This is a genomic window from Micromonospora sp. R311 (genome assembly GCF_056780015.1).
Window position 1 is genome coordinate 107,527 of record NZ_JBSWCE010000014.1, and the last position, 19,771, is coordinate 127,297.

At 73.5% G+C, this 19,771-nt stretch carries 15 protein-coding genes; 7 read left to right on the forward strand and 8 right to left on the reverse strand.

Translation table 11 applies throughout. The features are described from left to right. Positions 1-32 precede the first annotated feature (32 nt). From AC1WTP_RS14295 to AC1WTP_RS14310, 4 genes are all read right to left on the reverse strand, one after another. The gene (locus AC1WTP_RS14295) at positions 33-563 is read right to left on the reverse strand and encodes a DUF3592 domain-containing protein (RefSeq protein WP_481649728.1); all 531 of its coding nucleotides are present in this window, start codon (positions 561-563) and stop codon (positions 33-35) included. A gap of 89 nt (positions 564-652) precedes the next feature. Continuing rightward, positions 653-2,272, reverse strand: coding sequence for a hypothetical protein (locus tag AC1WTP_RS14300; protein ID WP_481649729.1), 1,620 nt, complete (start codon positions 2,270-2,272; stop codon positions 653-655). Beyond that, positions 2,269-3,153 carry an ABC transporter ATP-binding protein gene (locus AC1WTP_RS14305; RefSeq protein ID WP_481649730.1) on the reverse strand — a complete coding sequence of 295 codons (885 nt, stop codon included), beginning with the start codon at positions 3,151-3,153 and terminating at the stop codon, positions 2,269-2,271. Before AC1WTP_RS14305 ends, AC1WTP_RS14300 begins: the two co-directional genes overlap by 4 nt. A 129-nt stretch (positions 3,154-3,282) precedes the next feature. Beyond that, on the reverse strand, positions 3,283-4,131 hold the full coding sequence (locus AC1WTP_RS14310) for a S1 family peptidase (protein ID WP_481649731.1): 849 nt from the start codon (positions 4,129-4,131) through the stop codon (positions 3,283-3,285). A gap of 130 nt (positions 4,132-4,261) precedes the next feature. Here AC1WTP_RS14310 and AC1WTP_RS14315 point away from each other — a divergent pair, with 130 nt between their 5' ends. Further along, complete coding sequence (locus AC1WTP_RS14315) at positions 4,262-5,110, forward strand: alpha/beta fold hydrolase (RefSeq protein WP_481649732.1); 849 nt, start codon at positions 4,262-4,264, stop codon at positions 5,108-5,110. 60 nt (positions 5,111-5,170) lie between these two features. Here AC1WTP_RS14315 and AC1WTP_RS14320 read toward each other — a convergent pair whose 3' ends face one another. Continuing rightward, positions 5,171-6,103: a 2-dehydropantoate 2-reductase gene (locus AC1WTP_RS14320; RefSeq protein WP_481649733.1), complete on the reverse strand. Its 933-nt coding sequence runs from the start codon at positions 6,101-6,103 to the stop codon at positions 5,171-5,173. A gap of 655 nt (positions 6,104-6,758) precedes the next feature. Between AC1WTP_RS14320 and AC1WTP_RS14325 the strand changes: the two genes are divergently transcribed. After that, a complete protein-coding gene (locus tag AC1WTP_RS14325) occupies positions 6,759-8,294 on the forward strand; it encodes a BCCT family transporter (RefSeq protein WP_481649784.1) in 1,536 nt (511 codons plus the stop codon). Positions 8,295-8,406: 112 nt separating this feature from the next. On the opposite strand, the gene AC1WTP_RS14330 is transcribed toward AC1WTP_RS14325, so the two are convergent. Further along, a complete protein-coding gene (locus tag AC1WTP_RS14330) occupies positions 8,407-8,826 on the reverse strand; it encodes a hypothetical protein (RefSeq protein ID WP_481649734.1) in 420 nt (139 codons plus the stop codon). Between the two features lie 98 nt (positions 8,827-8,924). On the opposite strand from AC1WTP_RS14330, the gene AC1WTP_RS14335 reads away from it, so the two are divergent. The 4 genes from AC1WTP_RS14335 (at position 8,925) to AC1WTP_RS14350 (ending at position 14,290) form a co-directional block, all read left to right on the forward strand. Then, positions 8,925-11,612 (forward strand): helix-turn-helix transcriptional regulator, encoded by a 2,688-nt coding sequence (locus tag AC1WTP_RS14335; RefSeq protein WP_481649735.1) that lies wholly within the window; start codon positions 8,925-8,927, stop codon positions 11,610-11,612. 184 nt (positions 11,613-11,796) lie between these two features. Continuing rightward, the gene (locus tag AC1WTP_RS14340) at positions 11,797-12,303 is read left to right on the forward strand and encodes a hypothetical protein (protein ID WP_481649736.1); all 507 of its coding nucleotides are present in this window, start codon (positions 11,797-11,799) and stop codon (positions 12,301-12,303) included. Between the two features lie 64 nt (positions 12,304-12,367). After that, positions 12,368-12,832: a hypothetical protein gene (locus AC1WTP_RS14345; protein ID WP_481649737.1), complete on the forward strand. Its 465-nt coding sequence runs from the start codon at positions 12,368-12,370 to the stop codon at positions 12,830-12,832. A gap of 66 nt (positions 12,833-12,898) precedes the next feature. Beyond that, positions 12,899-14,290 (forward strand): serine/threonine-protein kinase, encoded by a 1,392-nt coding sequence (locus AC1WTP_RS14350; protein ID WP_481649738.1) that lies wholly within the window; start codon positions 12,899-12,901, stop codon positions 14,288-14,290. Positions 14,291-14,397: 107 nt separating this feature from the next. On the opposite strand, the gene AC1WTP_RS14355 is transcribed toward AC1WTP_RS14350, so the two are convergent. Together AC1WTP_RS14355 and AC1WTP_RS14360 are read right to left on the reverse strand one after the other, a co-directional pair. Further along, entirely contained in the window at positions 14,398-18,033 is a 3,636-nt protein-coding gene (locus AC1WTP_RS14355) for a COG1361 S-layer family protein (protein ID WP_481649739.1), read from the reverse strand. Positions 18,034-18,344: 311 nt separating this feature from the next. Then, positions 18,345-19,007, reverse strand: coding sequence for a helix-turn-helix transcriptional regulator (locus AC1WTP_RS14360; RefSeq protein ID WP_481649740.1), 663 nt, complete (start codon positions 19,005-19,007; stop codon positions 18,345-18,347). Between the two features lie 110 nt (positions 19,008-19,117). Between AC1WTP_RS14360 and folE the strand changes: the two genes are divergently transcribed. After that, entirely contained in the window at positions 19,118-19,762 is a 645-nt protein-coding gene (gene folE / locus AC1WTP_RS14365) for a GTP cyclohydrolase I FolE (protein ID WP_481649785.1), read from the forward strand. The last annotated feature ends 9 nt before the right edge of the window (positions 19,763-19,771 follow it).

Consider the following 19,771-nt stretch of genomic DNA (forward strand, 5'->3'; position numbering starts at 1 on the left):
GTCTGCCCGGCGACCGCGTCCCGCGCGAGCCCTCACCGACCCGGGCGCAGCGGCCGTCGCCACCTCGCCCAGCCGATCGCCGTCAGCATCGCCCCACCGCCGACCACGAGGAGCCATCGCGTGACGGCGGCCGTGTCGTCGTCGGCGTCGGCCACCCGGCCGGCCGGATCGTCCGGGTCGTAGCGCAGCCTGATCGGCGCGCCGGGCTCCTGCCTGGTCCTCGTGGAGGGGTCACTGACCTCGGCCGTGACCTCCTCGCCGGTGGTCGTCGTGAAGCGCACCGTCAGGTGCGTGGTCTTCCCGCCGCGGACCTCCAGGATCTGACCGCTCGTCACGACGCCGCGGGCCCGCAGCACATGATGATCGCGCCAGGCATCGATGCCGATGGCCAGCAGCGCACCGCCCAGGGCAACCCCGACCAGGACGGCGGTCCAGCTCGGCCGGTCGAAGCCGGGGCCCCGCGTCCGGCGTCCCGGTTTCGGCCCGCGCAGCGCCGGCCGGCGGATCTCCGGCTGCTTCCCGGAGGCCCACCGGCGCCGACGCCGTTCCCGTCGACCTGCCACGGCCTCAGTATGGGGACCGGTCTCGAGAACACCCGGCCCAGGTCCGTCCGTCGGGCCCGGCCACACGCACGGCCTTCCTGGTCACGACACTATGGACGAAGGTCACGGCGGCGGTAGCCCCAGGCGCCAGCCACCAGGGCCGCGCCGGCCAGGATGAGCATGACAGCCGCCGCCGGCCAGTTCGGCGCGACGTCCGGTACGGCCCGGAGATGGGCGTACGGTGACAGCCGGCCCACCCAGCCGGGCGCCTCGACGCTGTCCGCGACCACCTTGAGCAGGAACCCGCCGGCCGTCGGCAGCAGACCCAGGGCGGCCACCGCCCGGGTGCCCCGGGCCAGGGCGAGGACCGCCGCCCCGAGGCCGAGCAGCGCCACCGGTATCACGTTCCACGTCCCGGCGAGCGCCGCGGGCAGCGGCAGGTCCGCGCCGACCATGGCGGCGCCGAGCCAGGTCGCCACCGCCCCGACCGTGACGAGGGCGAGCACGCCGGCCGTCGTGGTGACCACCTCGGCGGCGAGCAGCCGGGTCCGGGTGGTCGGCCCGGCCTGGAGCAGGGTCAGCCGTCCGGCGGCCTCCGCGCCGGCGAACGCGGCGAACCGCACCGCCGCGAAGGCGCCGACCGGGATGGCGAGCAGGGCGAACAGCGTGGCGGCGTAGCCGCGGACCGAGCCGAGACCGGCGAACCCGGCCTGCGCGGCCAGGTCGGCGAAGCGGGGGTTCTCGGCGAGGAAGGCGGTCATCGAGTCGGCGAGCAGCCCGATCAGCAGGAAGTACGCGCCGATCCCGGCCGCCCAACCGGCGAGGGGCCGCAGTGCCCGCCGGACCGCGAAGGCCTCGACCGAGCCGAGCAGCCGCAGGCGGGGCGGCCGACCGGCCGCGGCGCGGAGCAGCCCGTCCCGGACGTCCCGCCGTCCCGCGAGGGACAGGGCGGCGCCGGCCAGCGCGACGGTGGTGCCGACGACCACGACCAGGGGTGCCCACCGGTCGTCCTGGTAGGGGCGGGTGAGCGCCAGTGGGCCGTACGGGGGCAGCCAGCGCAGCCAGCCGAGGGCGGTGACGCCGTCGCCGACCATCCGGGCCAGCAGGGCAACGCCCAGGAATGCCAGCGTGCCCCCGGTGGCCCCGGCGCGGCTGGGGAAGACCTGCGCGGCGAGGGCGGCGGCCGCGACGGCGTACATGCCGACCAGCGCCAGGCCGGCGGCGTGCAGGACCGCCCCGCCGGCCGGCGTGCCGACGGCGGTCAACGCCGCGGCGAGCGCGACCCCGGCCACGGCCATGGCGGCGGCCAGCGCCGCGAGATGCCGGGTGAGCAGGGCGGACGGGGTCAGTCGGCCGGCGAGCAGGAGGTCCCAGCGGCCGGCCTCCTCCTCGCCGCGGGTCACCCGGGTGGTGGCGAGCAGGCCCCACACCGACAGCAGGACGGCGAGCACCGTGCCGGTCCGCCAGACCGTGAAACCGCCGGCGGTGTCGAGGGCGACCGGCTCGCCGAACAGGGTGCGGATCGCGGGGTTGCGGGCCAGTGCGGCGAGCGCACCGGCGTCGAGCCCGTCGCCGACCGTGCTGGCGTAGGTGGCGGCGACCAACGTGGACATGCCGACCGTCACGGCCAGCACCACGAGCGCCGCCCGGTGGATCTGCCGTACGGCGAGTCGGGCGGCGGCGCGGCCGGCCGTGGTACGGGCCGTCCCGGGGTGCGCGGTGGCGGTCACCGGTCCGGCTCGCCGTAGTAGTCGAGGAAGATCTCCTCCAGGCTCGGCTCCCGGACCGTGAGCGCGGTCACCTCGGCAGCCGCGAGGGCGCGCAGGGCCGGTGCGGGCGGCCCGGTCAGGGTGAGTCGCAGCAGGTCGGAGTCCTGGGCGAGGACGTCGACTCCGGCCAGGCCGCGCACGTCGGGGGCGGGGCCGGTGAAGCGGGCGGTCACCTCGGTGCGGTGCAGCCGGCGCAGCTCGGGGATGCTGGCGACGTCGACCAGCCGGCCGGCGCGCAGGATCGCCACCCGGTCGCAGACCGCCTCGACCTCGGCGAGCTGGTGGGAGCAGAGGAAGACGGTCTGCCCACGGTCGCGGGCGTGGGCGATGGCCCGGCGGAACTCCCGCTCCATCAGCGGGTCGAGGCCGCTGGTCGGCTCGTCGAGGACGAGCAGCGGCGCCCGGGTGGCGAACGCGGCGACCAGGGCGACCTTCTGCCGGTTGCCAGTGGAGTACGCCCGGCCCGGTTTGGACAGGTCGAGGCCGAACCGGTCGACCAGTTCGTCACGGTAGCCGTGGTCGACACCGGGACCGGTGGCGGCGAGGAGTTCGAGGGTCTCCGCACCGGTGAGCTGCGGCCACAGCGCGACGTCGGCGGGCACGTACGCCAGCCGGCGGTGGGCGGCGACGTCGCCCGCGTCGGTGTCGTAGATCCAGGCGCGGCCGGCGGTCGGCCGTGCCAGGCCGAGCAGCAGCCGGATCGTGGTGGACTTCCCGGCGCCGTTGGGGCCGAGGAACCCGAACACCTCGCCGGCGGGCACGGTGAGGTCCAGCCCGTCGAGGGCGAGCAGTGGCCCGTAGCGCTTGGTCAGGTGTTCGGTGCGGACGGCAGGTGTGGCCATGCGGGCGCCTCCGGTCGACGACGTGTCACGACTGCCGACCAGGCTTCCCGGCGCACCGCCGGTCACCGTACTACGGGGTGTCACGCCGGGGAAGCGCCTGCCGGGCGGCGCCGGCGCCGCCCGGCGGGCTCAGGGAATGGTCAGGCCGTAGGCGGCGAGGACCTCGGTGATCGGCTGGTAGTAGGTGGTGCCGCCGGTGGTGCAGTTCCCGCTGCCGCCCGAGAGGATGCCGATGATCGTGCCGGTGGCGGCCACGTACAGCGGCCCGCCGCTGTCGCCGGGCTCGGCGCAGATGTTGGTGCGGATCAGCCCGGACACGCTGCCCTGGGCGTAGTTGACGGTCTGGTTGAGCGCGGTCACCGAGCCACACCGCACGCCGGTGGTGGCGCCACTGCGGCACACCGCCTGACCGACGTACGCGGTACCGGCGCCGTGGATGGTGAGCAGGCCGGGATGGGTGTAGACCGCGCTGGGGTGGGCGATCCGGCCGGTGTAGCGGACCAGGCCGTAGTCGTTGGTCGGGAAGCTGCTGGCGGTGCGGGAGCCGATGGTGGTGCTGTGCGCGCTGTCGGCGTACCAGGTCGCGGCGGCCGTCGTGCAGTGCCCGGCGGTGACGAAGTAGTAGGTGCTGCCGCTGCGCACGTTCGCGCCGAGCGAGCAGCGACCGCCGCCGCTGCCGTAGATGGCCTGCCCGCCGGCGATCAGGATGCGCAGTTGGCCGGGCTGGTGTCGCAGCGCGGCGCCGGCCCGGGCGGCCGTCGCGCGCACCGCCGCGAGGTCCGCGCCGGTGACGGTGTCGTCGACGGTGACGGTCGCCCGGCCGGTGGCCGGGTCGACGCCCCAGGCGGTGCCGGGGGTGCCGATCTGCGCCAGCGCCGCCGCGGCGTCGGGGGCGGGCGCGGTGGCGGCGTGGGCGGCGGGCTGCCCGCCGAGCAGCAGGGTGGCCAGGACGAGGGCGACGATCGGCAGGCGGCGCATCCGACCCTCCTATATAGGCGTACATGGATGCATTCAGCATCCCGTGCCGGCGCGGTACTTTCAACCGCGCTGTCGGGCAACCGGCAGGCTGGGACGCTCGGGAGCCGATCCCGGCGCATAGGGTCTCCGGATGGCCACCTTCGACAGCCCTGACGGCACGCGGCTCGCCTACCAGCGCAGCGGGGCGGGCCACCCGCTGATCTGCCTTCCCGGCGGGCCCATGCAGGCCGCGGCCTACCTCGGTGATCTGGGTGGGCTGTCCGCACATCGCTCGCTGGTCCGGCTGGACCTGCGCGGAACCGGGGAATCCGCCGTCCCGGCGGACCCGGCGACCTACCGGTGCGACCGGCAGGTCGCGGACGTCGAGGCACTGCGCGTCCACCTCGGACTGGACCGGCTCGACCTGGTCGCACACTCCGCGGGTGCCGCCCTCGCCCTGCTGTACGCGGCCCGGCACCCCGACCGGGTCGGCCGCCTCGCGCTGATCTGTCCCAGCCCACGGGCGGTCGGCCTGGAGGTCAGCGACCAGGATCGCCGACAGGTCGCCGAACTGCGCCGCGGGGAGCCCTGGTTCCCGGCCGCCTTCGCCGCGTTCGAGCGGATCTGGTCGGGCCACGCCACGGCCGCTGACTGGGCGGCGATCGCCCCGTTCCTCTGGGGCCGGTGGGACGCGGCCAGCCAGGCCCACGTCGCCGGGGAGGCGACCCAGCGGAACGCGGACGCGGCGGCCGCCTACTACTCAGCCGGCGCCGTCGACCCGGAGGCCGTCAGATCCGCCCTCGGCCGCCTTCAGGCGCGGGTCCTGCTCGTCGCCGGCGAGTACGACGTCTCGCTGCCCCCGAAGCGCGCCGCCGAGTACGCCGGCCTGTTTCCGCAGGCCGAGTTGGCCGTACAGCCCGGCGGCGGGCACTATCCCTGGCTCGACGATCCGGAGTGGTTCGGGCAGACGACGGTCGGCTTCCTGCCACACCCGTCCTGACCGCCGGCCAGCGTCAGGGCGGCACCACCAGGGACGCCGGCACCGCCGTGTCAACCGGCATCAGCCGGGACGATCGCCCGGCTGCGCCACCCGTGCGGCCAGCAGCTCGTAGACGATGTCGTGTGCCGGCGTCGGCGTCCCCGTGGCGGCGCCCAGCCGGACCACCGCCCCGGTCCACGCCTCAAGCTCGGACGGGCGGCCCGCCAGGATGTCGCGCTGCAGCGACGAACGGCCGCTTTCCGGCTGCTGGTCGACGAACGCCAGCGTGGTCTCCAGGATGTCCTCGGGCAGGCGGATCCCGCGGGCCAGCGCCACGTCACGGATCTCCCGCATCAGGGTGGTGAGCAGCTTCCGGGTGCCGGGCCGCGAACGCAGGACGCCGATCGGGGCGTCCGTCGCCGCGCCGAGGCCTCCGAACGGCGCCACGAACAGGAACTTCGACCACAGCTCCAGCCAGATGTCCGCCGGCACGGTGCTCGCCACGCCCGCCTCGTCGAGCGCGCGGCGCAGCCGTTCGACCCTCGGGGTCACCCGGTTGTCCCACTCGCCGTACGTCAACAGACCCGGCCCGCCGACATGCCGCACCTGTCCCGGCGCCTCGACGTGCGCGAAGATCTTCGCGGTCCCCGGCAGCACCGCCGCACGGCCGAACGCCTCGGCGACCCGCTCCGGGGTCTCGACCCCGTTCTGGGTGGTCACGATCGCCGTGCTCGGGCCGACGAGCGGACCGAGTGTGTCGACGACAGCGTCGAGCTGCCACGTCTTCACGGCGAGGAGGACGAACTCGCTCTCACCGAGGGCACCCGGGTCGTCGGAGGCACGCACGTCGGGCACCACGACGTCCCCCACGACGCTGTGCACCCGGAGGCCGTCCCGACGCATCGCCGCCAGGTGCGGGCCCCGGGCCAGGAAGCCGACGTCGTGACCGGCCGCCGCCAGGCGTGCGCCGAAGTAGCCGCCGATGCCGCCGGCCCCCACCACCGCGATTCTCATGATCCGCTCCGCTCACCGGCCGACGGAGCCCGGTTGGTCCGGACCATCGGCGTGTGGTCGACGCCGTCCGTGCCGGCGGGGCGGGCGATCGGCCTGGCGTCGTGCTGGCCCAGCCATGCCCGCGCCTCGACAACATTCCGCATGGCCTCGACCCTAGGCAGGCGGGGCTCGACCGGCTGCCCCGCGCGGTGCCCGGTTCGTCACACCAACTGGTCGCCGCCGCGAGAGGCGGCCTTCCCCGGCCCGGTTCGCCCTCCATCCCCACATCGGCCAGGGAAGGCCGTCTGACCCGTCTGTGTCAGTCGTGGGTCGGCCTTGTCACGCAACCGTCATGAAACCGCAGGGCCACCTCCAAGATTGACTTCGAGAGTGGTCGCGCACCAGTCGCCGGCATCGGAGGATCGCGCCCCAGCAGTCCTCACGTTTGCGCATCCGCGACAGCTTTCCGAGTTCCCGAGCGCTTCGGTCGGTCGGGACCAACCAGGGATGTGGGCAACGGGCGCGTCGCGCCCGCAGATGTCGCCCGCGTCCCGCGAACCACGGAGGGTCACAGACCATGACCGTGTCTGCCACACCTGCGGCACCTGAGGACAGCAATCTGCCGGGCGACGCGCCTGTCGGGCCGGACCGCGGGAGGCGGGACATCGACCGGACCGTGCTGGGCGTGGCCGCCGCGGTGTCGGTGCTCTTCGTCCTGTGGGGCGTCGCGGCGACCGACAACCTGGCGTCGGTCACCGGCACGGCGCTCGACTGGGTGGTCAGCGCCTTCGGCTGGATCTTCGTCCTCACCAGCGCCGGCTTCGTGGTGCTGTCGATCTGGCTGGCGCTGAGCCGGTACGGCCGGATCAAGCTCGGCCGCGACGACGAGCAGCCGGAGTTCTCCACCGTCTCCTGGGTGGCGATGATGTTCAGCGCCGGCATGGGCATCGGCCTGATGTTCTGGGGCGCCGCCGAGCCGCTGTCCCACCTGGGTACCCCACCGCGCGGCATCAACGAACCGAACTCCCAGCAGGCCGCCCGGGAGGCCATGGAGTATTCGTTCTTCCACTGGGCGCTGCATCCGTGGGCGATCTACGCCGTGGTCGGTCTGGCGCTGGCCTACTTCACCTTCCGGAAGGGCCGGCGCGGCCTGATCAGCAGCGCCTTCTTCCCGCTCATCGGGAAGCGCGCCGAGGGCGGCCCCGGCAAGGCCATCGACATCTTCGCGATCCTCGCGACGCTGTTCGGCTCGGCGGTCTCCCTCGGTCTGGGCGCCCTTCAGATCAACAGCGGTCTGACGAACCTGTGGGACGTGCCGAAGTCCACTCCGCTGGCGATCGGCATCATCGCGGTGCTCACCGCGGCGTTCGTGGTGTCCGCCGTCACCGGTGTCAAGCGCGGTATCCAGTTCCTGTCGAACACCAACATGGTGCTCGCGGTGGCGCTGCTGTTCTTCCTGCTCGTGGTGGGCCCGACGGTCTTCATCCTCAACACGCTCACCGCGTCGACGGGCGGCTACCTCTACGACCTCATCCCGATGAGCTTCCGCACCGGCGCCTTCGGCGGTGAGCAGTGGATGGCGGGCTGGACCATCTTCTACTGGGCCTGGTGGATCTCCTGGACCCCGTTCGTCGGCGCCTTCATCGCCCGGATCTCCAGGGGCCGCACCATTCGCCAGTTCGTCCTCGGTGTGGTGGCCATCCCGAGCCTGGTCAGCTTCGTCTGGTTCTCGGTGTTCGGCGGCACCGCCATCGACCTGCAACTCGGCGGCACCGACCTGTCGGCGGCCGTGTCGGCGAGCCCGGAGGCGGCGCTCTTCGCGGTGCTGCGGGAGTTCCCGCTCTTCACCGTCACCGCGATCCTGGTGATGGTGCTGGTGGCGCTCTTCTTCGTCAGCGGAGCCGACGCCGCCTCGGTGGTGATGGGCACGCTCTCCTCCCGCGGCGACATCGAGCCGAGGAGCTGGCTGGTCGCCATGTGGGGGGTGCTGACCGGCCTGGTGGCCGCGGTGCTGCTGCTCGCCGGCGGGCTGTCCGCCCTGCAGTCGCTGACCATCCTCGCCGCCCTGCCGTTCCTGTTCGTGATGGTCGGCATGGTTGCCGGGCTGCTCCGCGAGCTGCGCCGTGAACCCGCCAGCGCCACGATAGCCCCGGAAATCCGGGCTCTGGCCGTCGCCGTGGAGCCGGCACCGGCGAACCCCGACGCGTCCTGACCCCGGCGTGCTGCCGCGGGCCCGCCCCGGTGGGGCGGCCCGCGGCGCACCGCGCTCCGTCAGTACGCGCCCGGGATACTTGCGGTCCCCGCCGGCACCGCCACACCGGAGATCACGGGTTTCCCGAAGTCTTGCGCAGACCGGCGAACTGCAGGCCGGTGAAGCCGGCGACCACGAGCGCCTGGGCGATCACCAGGGCGGTGCCGAGGCCGGTCAGCGGGAACCAGCCGGCGATGAGAAGCTCCACGCTCGCGGCCACCCAGGCGACGTTGACCGCCATCACGACGGCCACAGCGGCCCTGCTCACCGTGGGCCGCGACGCGAGGAGGAGGAGCCCGGCCGCGAAGGCGACCAGGAACACACCGACCGGGTAGAGGAACGCGGCGGGAAGGCCGAACAGCCCGCCGAAGATCGCCGCGACGACGACGTAGACGACTCCGTTGGCGCCCGAGCCCATCGCGTCCTGCTTGAGGGCGAAGCGGAGCAGCCGGGCGTCGGTGGCGGTCTGGACGGTGCTGGCGACGGTGGTCATCTTGGAGATCCCTTCGTGGTGCCGACGTGCCTGTGATCACGAAGCTACGAGGGTCCGGGCCCGGTCGAATCAGTCGTCGTGACGGTAGGTTGCTGACCGTGTTGCAGGGACGAGCGGGGGAACAGGCCGCCATCGAACGGCTCCTGGGGGAGGCTCGGGCCGGTCGGAGCGGCGCCCTGGTCATCCGGGGCCCGGCGGGGATCGGCAAGTCGGCGCTGTTGGACCATGCCGCCGGGCGGGCCGCGGGCATGCGGGTGCTGCGGGGCGTCGGTATCGAGTCCGAGACCACGTTGCCCTTCGCCGCGCTCCACCTGCTGCTGCGGCCCGAGGTCGACCGGATCGCCGCACTACCCGACGCGCAGGCCGCCGCACTCAGCGGCGCCCTGGGACTGGGTGAAATCGCCCCGGTGAGCAGGTTCCTGGTGGGGCTGGCGACGTTGAGCCTCCTCGCCGATCTGGCGGAGGACGACGCCCTGCTCTGCCTCATCGACGACGCACAGTGGTTCGACCAGGCGTCCATCGACGCGCTGGTGTTCGCCGCCCGCCGGCTTGACGCGGAGGGCGTCGTCATGATCTTCGCTGCCCGGGCCGGTTTCCAGGCCGTCGGGCTGCCCGAGCTCCACCTGGGCGGACTGGACGGTACGGCCGCCGCCGCCCTGCTTCCCGCCGACCTGCCACCGCAGGTACGGCAGCGGCTCATCGAGGAGGCGGACGGCAACCCCCTGGCGCTGCTCGAACTGCCCGCCGCGCTCAGCGCCGAACAGCGGGCGGGCCGACTGTCACCGGTGGGCGCCATGCCCGTCGCGGATCGGGTCCAGGAGGCGTTCCACGCACAGATAGCCGCGCTTCCCGAGCCCGCGCAGGCCGCGTTGCTGATCGCGGCGGCGGACGGCTCCGGCGAGCTGGAGACGCTGGTCGCCGCAGGTGCCGCCCTGCCCGGTCTGGAGGCGGCCGAGCGGCGCCGGTTGATCGAGATCAGGGGAACGACGGTCGCCTTCCGCCATCCTCTGATCAGGGCGGCTGCCTACCAGAGCGCGCCGGTCAGCCAACGCCTCGCCGTGCATCGCGCCCTTGCCGACGCCCTCGCCCGCTCGGCGGCCGCGTCCGCGGCCGACCGGCGGACGTGGCACCTGGCGGCCGCGACGCTCGGTCCGGACGAGGACGTCGCCCGGGAGTTGGAGGGGACGGCGGAACGGGCCCGGAACCGCGGCGGTCACGCCGCGATCGCGGCGGCCTACGAGCGGGCCGCCGAGCTCACCGCCGATCCGGTACGCCGATCCGGACGGCTGGCCGCCGCCGCACTGGCAGCCAGTGACGCCGGCCTGATGGGTCGGGCCGCCGCGCTCGCCGACAGCGCCACGCCCGAGGTGGACGACCCCGACATGGTCACCGCGCTGACCCAGGTACGCGCCCATCGCGAGTTCGAGCTGGGCACACCGCTCGCCGCGGGCCGGATCATCATGGACAACGTCCCCCGGGTCGCCGCCCGCTCCGCCGAGCAGGCCACCTGGCTGCTGGTGGAGGCCATCCGCTGCGCCTGGTACGCCGGTGACCCGGGGCTGGCGGAGCAGGCCGCCGCCAGCCTGCGCGCGCTACCGGCGATCGGCTCGCCGCTGGTCAGCGGGGCCCTCGGGTTGGCCCGCTTGTCGGCCGGTGACAGCGCCGGTGGGATCCCCCTGATGGGCGAGGCGGTGACCGGATCTGCCCACGTGCGGTTGGGGGTGCCGGGACGGACTTTCGCCGCCGCTCTCTGTCTCCCACTGGGCCGGGCCGACCTCGGCGAGGAGATCAGTGGATCCGTCGTTGCGGACTGCCAGGAGAGCGGGATGATCGGCTGGCTCGCCTTCGCGCTGCAGGAGCAGGGGCTCGCACAGGGGTGGCTCGGCCGGTACGGCGAGGCCCGGGCGACGTTGAACGCGGGGCTGCGGCTGGCCACCGAGCTGGGTCACGAACACCGGGTCAGTCACCTCACCTGCTCGCTCGCCTGGGTGCACGCGCACCAGGGGGAGACGGACGAATGTCGGGCGAAGGCGGAACAGGGCGTGGCGAGAGCCGACCGCCAGGGACTGGCGCCGGCGGCCGCCATCGGGCGGTGGGCGCTGGGCCTGCTGGAACTCGGGCTGGGCCGGCCGGACGCGGCGCTGCGGCAGCTGGCGGCCATCCCGCTGGTGGACATCGGCGTCCACTCCGCGGCGGACCAGGTCGAGGCGGCCATCCGCGACGGCCGGCCGGAGCGGGCGAGGGAGCCGCTCGCCCGCTACCTGGACTGGGCACGGCACGTCCGTCAGCCGTCGTCGGATGCGATCGCCCTGCGCTGCCGCGCCCTCGTTGAGGAGGACGAGGCGCACTACGTGCACGCGGTACACCTGCACGAGCAGAGCGACCAGCCGTACGAGCAGGCGAGGACGCAGCTCGCATACGGCGAGTGGCTGCGGCGGGCGCGGCGGCGGGCGGACGCCCGGACCCAGCTGCGCCGTGCGCTGGCGACCTTCGACAGCCTCGGGTCGGAGCTGTGGGCCGAGCGGGCCCGGGTCGAGTTGCGCGCGACCGGGGACGTGCCGGCCGCGCCGCGCACGGCCGGCGACCCGCTCAGCGTGCTCACTCCCCAGGAACGCCAGGTCGTCCGGCTGGCGGCCGAGGGCGCCTCCAATCGCGACATCGCCGCCCAGCTCTTCCTCAGCCCACGGACCGTCGGCTACCACCTCTACAAGGCGTTTCCCAAGCTGGGGATCACCTCCCGAGCCCAACTGGCCGCCATCGCCCGGTCGTCGTCGGTGCCCGGCTGACCGGCGTCCCCCGGCTGGAACACCGCCGGTTTGGCTGCCGACCCGATTCGCGTCCGATCCACAGAAGGCGCGGCGCGACGACTTGGGACAACCGGGCCACCAGCCTGTCGACCAGGCGCATTTGTCGACGACACGGCCCAGGCACTCGCGCTGTCCGCACCAATCGAGGCCGTAGAGTCGAGGTATGGCGATCCGTCCGGGCGTCATCGCAGCCGTCGCCGCCGTCCTGCTGGTGGCGGGATGTGACGCGCCGGGTGACGCCACCCCGACCGGGACGACCACCCCTGGCGCCGGCGCGACGACCTCCGCCCCTGGCGCCGGCGCGACGACCACCGCCCCGGGCGGCAGCGCGACCACCGCCGCGGTGCCCGGCCGGGCCGGCCAGGGCGAGGTGCGGATCACCACTCAACTCGGCGAGCAGTGTCCGCACATCCCGGCCACCCCCGACCCGCGCTGCGACCCGAAACCCCGACCCGGCACCGGCTTCGAGATCCGCTCCACCAGCAGGGACTTCGTGGCGAGGGGCCGCTCCGGCCCGGACGGTCGGGCCAGCGTGCCGGTGGCGGCCGACACGTACCTCGTGCGGGGGGAGCCGGTCGAGGGTTACCGGTTCACCCCGGAGCGGCGGGTCACGGTCGGCCGGGACGCCACGGTCGACGTCCCGCTGACGTACACCAACGGCATTCAGTAGCCGGGGCGTCGGCTGCGACGCCGGGCGGCCACGGACACCGGCCCGCGGGGGACAGAATGCCCGCGTGAGTGACTTCATCGTCTCGCTGATTCCGACCGACCCGCGCTGGCAGCCGGACACCGCGGCGGCAGCCGACGCGGCGGCCTTCGTCCGGCGCGCCTTCGCCGATCCCGACGGCATGCTGGAGGTGTCGGTGGAGTTCCACGACCGGATCATCGCGATCGACGCGGGCGAGAACCTGGAACGGATCGCGTGCCCCCGCTGCGGCGGCGATGTGCCGCTCGACTGGTACGGCGACCTCCTCGAGGAGGCGGAGGGCGCCTTCGACAGCCTGGACACCGTCGTTCCCTGCTGTGGCGCCGTGGTCGGCCTCGACACCCTGGGCTACCACTGGCCGTGCGGGTTCGCGCGCTTCGAGATCGCCGTGCTCAACCCCGCCCGTGCCCACGTCGAGTTCACGCCGGCTGAGCAGCGGGTGGTGGCGGACCTGCTCGGCCACCCGGTCCGCCAGGTCGTCGCCCACCTCTGAGGTCGGCGGTTGGTCGGTCGACGGCCGACGGGCGTAGGAAACGCGCGTCCGGGGTACGGGGAACGGATGCCGGACGTGGGGGACCTCATCGGCGACCGTTACCGCCTGACCGACCGGATCGCCGCCGGCGGCATGGGCGAGGTGTGGCGCGCTGTCGACGAGACGCTGAACCGGACCGTGGCCGTCAAGGTGCTGTACACCCGGTTCATGGTGGAGCCGAGCGCCGGCGAGCGTTTCCGGCGGGAGGCGCGGGCCATGGCGGCGTTGCGGCATCCCGGTGTCGCGGAGGTCTACGACTACGGCGAAGTGTCCGAACCGGGCCCGTCCGGTCTCGCCTACATCGTGATGGCCCACGTGCAGGGTCAGCCCTTGTCGGCGCGGATCGCGGAGACCGGTCGGCTGAGCACCACCGAGACGATGTCGATCGTGGCGCAGACCGCCCGCGCGCTGCAGGCCGCGCACGATGTCGGCCTGGTGCATCGGGACGTGAAGCCCGGCAATCTGATCATCGAACCGGACGGGCACGTCGTCCTCGTCGACTTCGGTATCGCGCTCTCCTCGGAGGCGACCGAGTTGACGGCGGCGAACCAGGTGGTGGGCACGGCCCTCTACATGGCGCCGGAGCAGCTGTCCCGAACGGGAGTCACGTCAGCCGTGGACGTCTACGCGCTGGGTGCCGTGGCGTACCACTGCCTTGCCGGCCGTCCGCCGTACCCCGGTGACAATCCCGTCGCCGTGGCGCTGCGCCGCCTCGACGAGGAACCACCCCCGCTGCCCGACGATGTCCCCGCGGCCGCCCGCGACCTGGTCGCCACCGCGATGGCCAAGGATCCTGATCACCGGTTCCCCACCGCCGCCGCCCTGGCCGCCACCGCGGACGCCGCCGCCCTGGCCGCCACCGCGGACGCCGTCGCCGGATCGTCCGGTGCGCCCACGGCCGTCGCGCCCGTGACGGTGGCTCCGGCCGCACCGCTTACCACCGCTCCGGCCGCACCGCGCGCCACCGCTCCGGCAGCTCAGGCGGCACATGCGGCCGCGGGCCGGCCCGGCCGGGGCCGGCGGCGGGCGATCGCCGCTGCCGTCCTCGTGTTCCTGGCCACCGCGGCAGCCGCCGTGGTGCTCGCTGACGGCACCGGTTGGGCGCCTGGTCCCGCCGATGTGCCATCGCCCTCCGTCGGCCGGTCGCAGCCGGACACCGTCGACGGGGACCCGGCGGATACCCCGGGCGAGAACCGGCCCGCGGCGCCTGATCCGGACGGCGCCACGCCCGGTGCCCGAGCCTCCGAACCCACGCCCACGCGCTCCGCACCGCCGAGCACCACCGGTCCCGGTGCGCCGCCCGCCACGACGTCGGGAACCCCCGTCGGGACCAGCGGGCCGACGGCCGAACCCACGGTGGAACCGACCGACGAACCGCCCACCCGGTCCGGCCCACCCTCACCGCGGGCAACCAACTGATCATGCCGCTGCGCCGGCTGACGGTCGCCCGCACCGACCGGGGGATCCGGCGGTGGCCGGTGGGAGCGCGCCTCGGTGCATGCTCCCACCGGCCGGTGCCTACGGCCCTACCTGCCGGTGCCTCCCTTCACCACGAGGGTCACGTCGTCGGTGTTGTTGCCGGCCACCGGGTCCGGCGTCGAACTCGTCAACGTCGCGGCGTTCTGGATCGTCCGGACGCTGCCCTGCGCCTGCGTCTCGATGACGAAGGTGGCCGTGGCGCCCGCCGGCACCGTGGCCGCCGTGCAGGTCACCGTGTGCGTCGCCCTGACGTAGCTGCACTGCGGCGAGAGGTACTGCACGACCAGCTTCTTCGGGTCCAGGGGCAGCTTGTCCGTCACGGTGACGTTCTGCGCGTCGGACGGGCCGCCGGCCCCGCACGTCGGCGTCGGTGTCGACTGCGCGTCGGTCTCGCAACCGGCGTCGTTGTGCACCCGCAGCGTCCACACGATCGTCGGGGACGGGTTGCCCGAGCGTGGCTCGCCGGTCTTGTCGAGCCACAGTTCGGCGGAGGTGCCGACCGTCGTCTGCTGGGTCGCCGTGTTGTTGCCGGCGCTCGGGTCCGGTGTCGTCGCCGACACCGTCACCGAGTTGGTCAGCGTCGTTCCGGTCGGCACCGACGGCGCCACCAGCACGGTGAGGAACACCGCCCGGCTCTGCCCCGGGTTCAGTGCGCCGAGTGCGCACACGACCTGGTCGGACTGGACCAGCGTGCAGACGGTGGCGCCGTTGCCGTCGACACCGCTGACGTAGGTCGTGCCCGCCGGGAGGGTGTCGGTCGCCACGACGTTCTGCGCGGTCGACGGCCCGGCGTTGCTGACCGTGATGGTGTAGGTGATCTTTCCGCCGGCGAGGACCGGGTCGGGCGAGTCGGTCTTCGTCACCGACAGGTCGGCGGCGGCGTTGACCGTCGTCGACACGCTGTCGCGCACGTCGTCGTTGTCCGGGTCGGCGGTCGCGCTGGACACGATCGCCTCGTTGAACAGCACCGTGCCCGGCGCGACGTCGGCCGCGACCAGCGTGCCGATGGTGATCGTCGCCGTCGCGCCGCTGGCCAGGTTGCCCAGGCCGCAGCGGACGTCGCGGGCGGTCGGCTGGCCGTTGGTGCAGGTGCCGACCGACGGCGTCACGGACACGAAGCTGACCCCGGCGGGCAGCGTGTCGGCGACCACCACGTCGCGGGCCACGGACGGGCCGTCGTTGGTGACCGTGATGACGTACTGCATCTGGGTGCCCGCCGTGACGGCTGCCGGCCCGGTCTTGTCCAGGCTCAGGTCGGCCGACCCGACGAACTCCACCCGGCCGGTGGCCTGGTTGTTGGCGGTGTTCGGATCCTCGGTCGCGCTGGTGACCGTGGCCACGTCGTTGATCTGCGCCACGTCGTCCGCGCTCACGGTCACCCGGACGGTGGTCCGGCCGCCGGCCGGTTCGGTGCCCAGGTCGCAGGTGATCGTGACGCCGGTGACCGGGCCGGTGCCGGTGGGCGCGCAGGACCCGGACGGGGTCACGGTCACGCTCACCACCTCGAACGGGGTCGCCGAGGTCAGCACGTCCGTCAGCTCCACGGACGTCGCGTCGGACGGGCCGAGGTTGTCGACGTGGATGTCGCAGTAACCGGGGGTGCCGGCGGACGCCGGCTTGTCCGGCTTGCAGATCTTGGTGACGGCGAGATCGGCGCGGCTGCTGACCGTGGTGGTCGCGGTCGCGGTGTTGTTGCCCGGATTCGGGTCGAACTGGTTCGCCGCGGCCACCGTGGCGGTGTTCGTGATCGTCCCGGACGGGAAGCCCGGCGGGATGCCGACCTGGATGACCAGCGGCACCGACTGGCCCGGGAGCAGCTGCCCCAGCGCGCAGGTGAGGGTGCCGGCCGCGCTGGTGCAGGGCGGCGCGCTGGACAGGAAGGTCACCCCGGCGGGCAGCGTGTCGGTGACGGTGACCGAGGACGCCGTGTTCGGGCCGTCGTTGCTGACGGTGACCGTGTAGGTGAGCTGCTGCCCGGCGTACACCGGGTCGGGGGAGTCGCTCTTGCTGATCCGCAGGTCGGTCTGGTCGCACGAGGTGAACTTGAACGCGCCGATCCGGGTCTGCCGGGCGCCGCCGTGCTGCTGGGTGTACCAGAACGTGCAGTCGTCGACGGGGTCGACGTTCATCGAGCTGTAGTCGCCCCAGCGGTCGGCGTTGGTCTGCGACGTGGTGCCGCTGAACATGGTCTGCTCCGGCTCGGGCATGCTGCCCAGTGGTGCGCCGGCGAGTCGACCGGTGTAGGCGATCGACGGGAAGACGTTGTTGGCGGCGTCGACGATGCTGTAGCCGAGGGCGATGTTGCCCTTGCTGTCCATCGCGGCGGAGCCCATCCATCGGTCCGCGGTGCCCGGCGCGTAGGTGCCCTGCTGGTGGATGGCCCAGCCGGCGCCGCTGTTGCGCAGTTCGTACCAGCGGGTGCCGACGCGGTCGTTGCCGTCGGCGTCGACCGAGGACTGCACCGCCACCATGGCCTGGTGCGAGCCGAAGTTGCGGTACTGCACGCGGTGCATCAGCCGGCCCGGCAGCGCATCGATCTGCTGCGTCGTGCCGGGCTGGTCGATGCAGTCGCGGGCGGCGCCGTTGCCGTCCACGTCGGTGCACCCGACGTTGATGTCGAACGGCTGGGTGTTCAGCGTCGTCGCGAGACCGAAGGTGCTGTTGGCCGGGTCGGTCCAGTCGACGTGGAAGTCGTAGACGTCGATGCCGTCCTGCGCGCCGCCCTGGCCGTTGTCGGCGTCGCGGGACAGCAGGAAGTGGTTCGGCTCCCCGGCCAGCGGCGGGTTGACCCCGTCCCAGTCGCTGGGGAACAGCCGCACCCGGCCGGCGGAGGACACACCGGGGCCGAGGGCGCCGGCGCCGGATCCGAAGTACTGGAAGGTGGCGGGGCTGCCGCTGACCATCGCCGAGCGGTCGAAGGCGTACGCCCCGAGAGTGCCGCCCTCGAAGGTCGACATGTACAGCCCGTCGGACCAGACGCCGAACTTCTCGTAGTCGTGCGAGGCGCTCAACCGGAACGAGTAGGTGAAGTACGCCCCCGTGGGGTCCGGGGTCTGGGAGTAGGCGATGCACATGTCGAACGGTGCGGTGTTCGGGCTGGTGAACTGGGCGAGCATCCACCGGTCGACGGTCTGGTCGTACAGCACGATCGGATCGCCGGCGTTCTGGGTGTCGCAGCCGTTGTCGTTGACGGTGTTGGAGGTCCACAGTGAGTTGATCGGGAACGGTCCGCCGTTGGCGGGGGATGTGCCGTCCTTGTTCCAGATCTGGAAGGTCGTGTTGACCATCTGCACGTAGTGGTCCGGGCCGACGTCCCCGACGGTGTCCGGGGGAGTGCCGCCGGTCTGGCCGGCGAACGGGGTGTTGGTCGGCGTCAGGTCGTCGTTGACCGGCGCGTCGGCGGCCTGGATCACCGGATCGGCCTTCCCGGCGACGTCCGGCTGGGCGTCCATGGTGTCGATGGTGAGCGCGGTGGCCCTGTTGCCGCCCCTGGCGCGGGCCAGGGAGCGCACCGGCTTGGACTCGCCGGCCCGCACCGGCTCCACCACGCCGACGTGCTTCGGCTTGGCGGGCTTCTGCGCCACGGACGGGGCGGCGGCGGCCGGGCTGGGGGCCACCAGCACGGTCAGGCTGGTGATCAGCAGCATCGCCGCGTGCGCGGCGAGTGCGCGTCTTCGGGTCACGGATCCTCCTAAAGAGATCGCGTCGGGTGACGGTCCTCGACTTCATAACGCCCCGTGGTTACGCGGTGACCGCTGTGACCCTGATCCGACAAGGGACGCGAGCGGGCTTCACGGGGGAGCGGCTCGACCGGAGGGACCGGCTCGGATGATCGCGGTGGTGGCGCTGGTCCTCGGCGGCCTGGTCGTGGTCACAGCCAGCGCGGTCGCCCGCGGGAGGATCTGCGCGCCTGGCGGGACCGGGCCGCCTCGCCGACGCCGACATGCGGATCCTGGAACGCGAGCCGGATCACGCGGAGAGCGTCCTGCCGCCGTTACCCCCGGCGCGAGCGCGGGGGACTCACCTCCACGCAGCAGGCACCCGGGCGGGGCGCCAGCCGGGCCTCGACGTCGGCGGCGCCGAGCCCGTCGAGCAGCCCGGTGAGGAAGGCGTGGTTCAGGCCGCAGACCAGGGCGGTGTGCCGGGTGGCCAGGGCGTGGAACGGGCAGTTGTGCAGCAGCACCCGGCGCTGTGCGTCGGCCCGCGGCTCGAATCCGAGGCCGTCCAGTGCCGCCAGGAGCCCGCACCCGTCCGCGGCCAGGCCGGCGCCGATCTCGCGGCCGCGCCGCCCGGCCAGGCGGTGCGCGGCGTCGTCGGCGTGGCCCGGGTCCTCGGCCACCGCGTCGGCGAGGATCTCGGCGATCAGTTCGTAGCGGCGTTCCGGGATGGTGACCGCGAGACCGTCGCCGGCCGGCTCGTACACCTTGGGGCTGCGGCCCCGGCCGCGGGGCTGCTCGGGCGGAGCCTGGTAGCGGGCGCGCAGCAGGCCGGCGTCGACGAGCTTGTCGAGGTGGAACGCGGCCAGGCCGCGGGTGATCCCGGTGGCGTCGGCGGCCTCCTCGCGGGTGACCGGGTGGTCCTGGTGACGGACGTGGTCGTACAGCGCCCGCCGGGACGGGTCGGCGAGCGCGGCCACGGCTGTCCACCGGTCCGGCACGTCACGAGATTATCACCAGCGTCCGCTATTGAAATTCTGCCGCACCGGGTCCAGCATGAATAACGACAACGCTGGTTGGTGAAAACAGATGGGTGGTCGACATGGACCTGATGGGCCGAGCGTCCACGACCGACGGTCCGTCCGCCGCCGCGGACGAGCCCGGTGGCCCGCTGCAGGTCCTGCGGCGCCGGCCCGCCCGGGACCTGGCCGCCGCCGAGCAGGCCGCCGCCGCGTTCCTGGCGGCGCTCGGGGTGGACCTCGACGCCGACGGGCTGGCCGACACGCCGGGCCGGATGGCCCGCGCCTACGCCGACCTGCTCACCCCGCGCGAGTTCCGGCTGACCACGTTCGACAACGACGAGGGCTACGACGAACTTGTCGTCGCCCGGGCGATCCCGATCCGCTCGGTGTGCGAGCACCACTTCCTGCCGTTCATCGGCGTCGCCCACGTCGGCTACCTGCCCGGCGAGCGGATCCTCGGGCTGTCCAAGCTCGCCCGGGTGGTGGAACTCTTCGCCCACGGCCCGCAGGTGCAGGAGCGGCTGACCAAGCAGATCGGCGACTGGCTCACCGCCCACCTGCGCCCGAAGGGCGTCGGGGTGGTGGTCGAGGCGGAGCACCTGTGCATGACCCTGCGCGGGGTGCAGGCGGTCGGCGCCACCACCATCACCTCCACGCTGCTCGGCACGCTGCGCGACGACTCGCGCTCCCGCGCCGAGTTCTTCACCCTCACCGGAGTTGGCGCCCGCGCCTGACCACTAGGA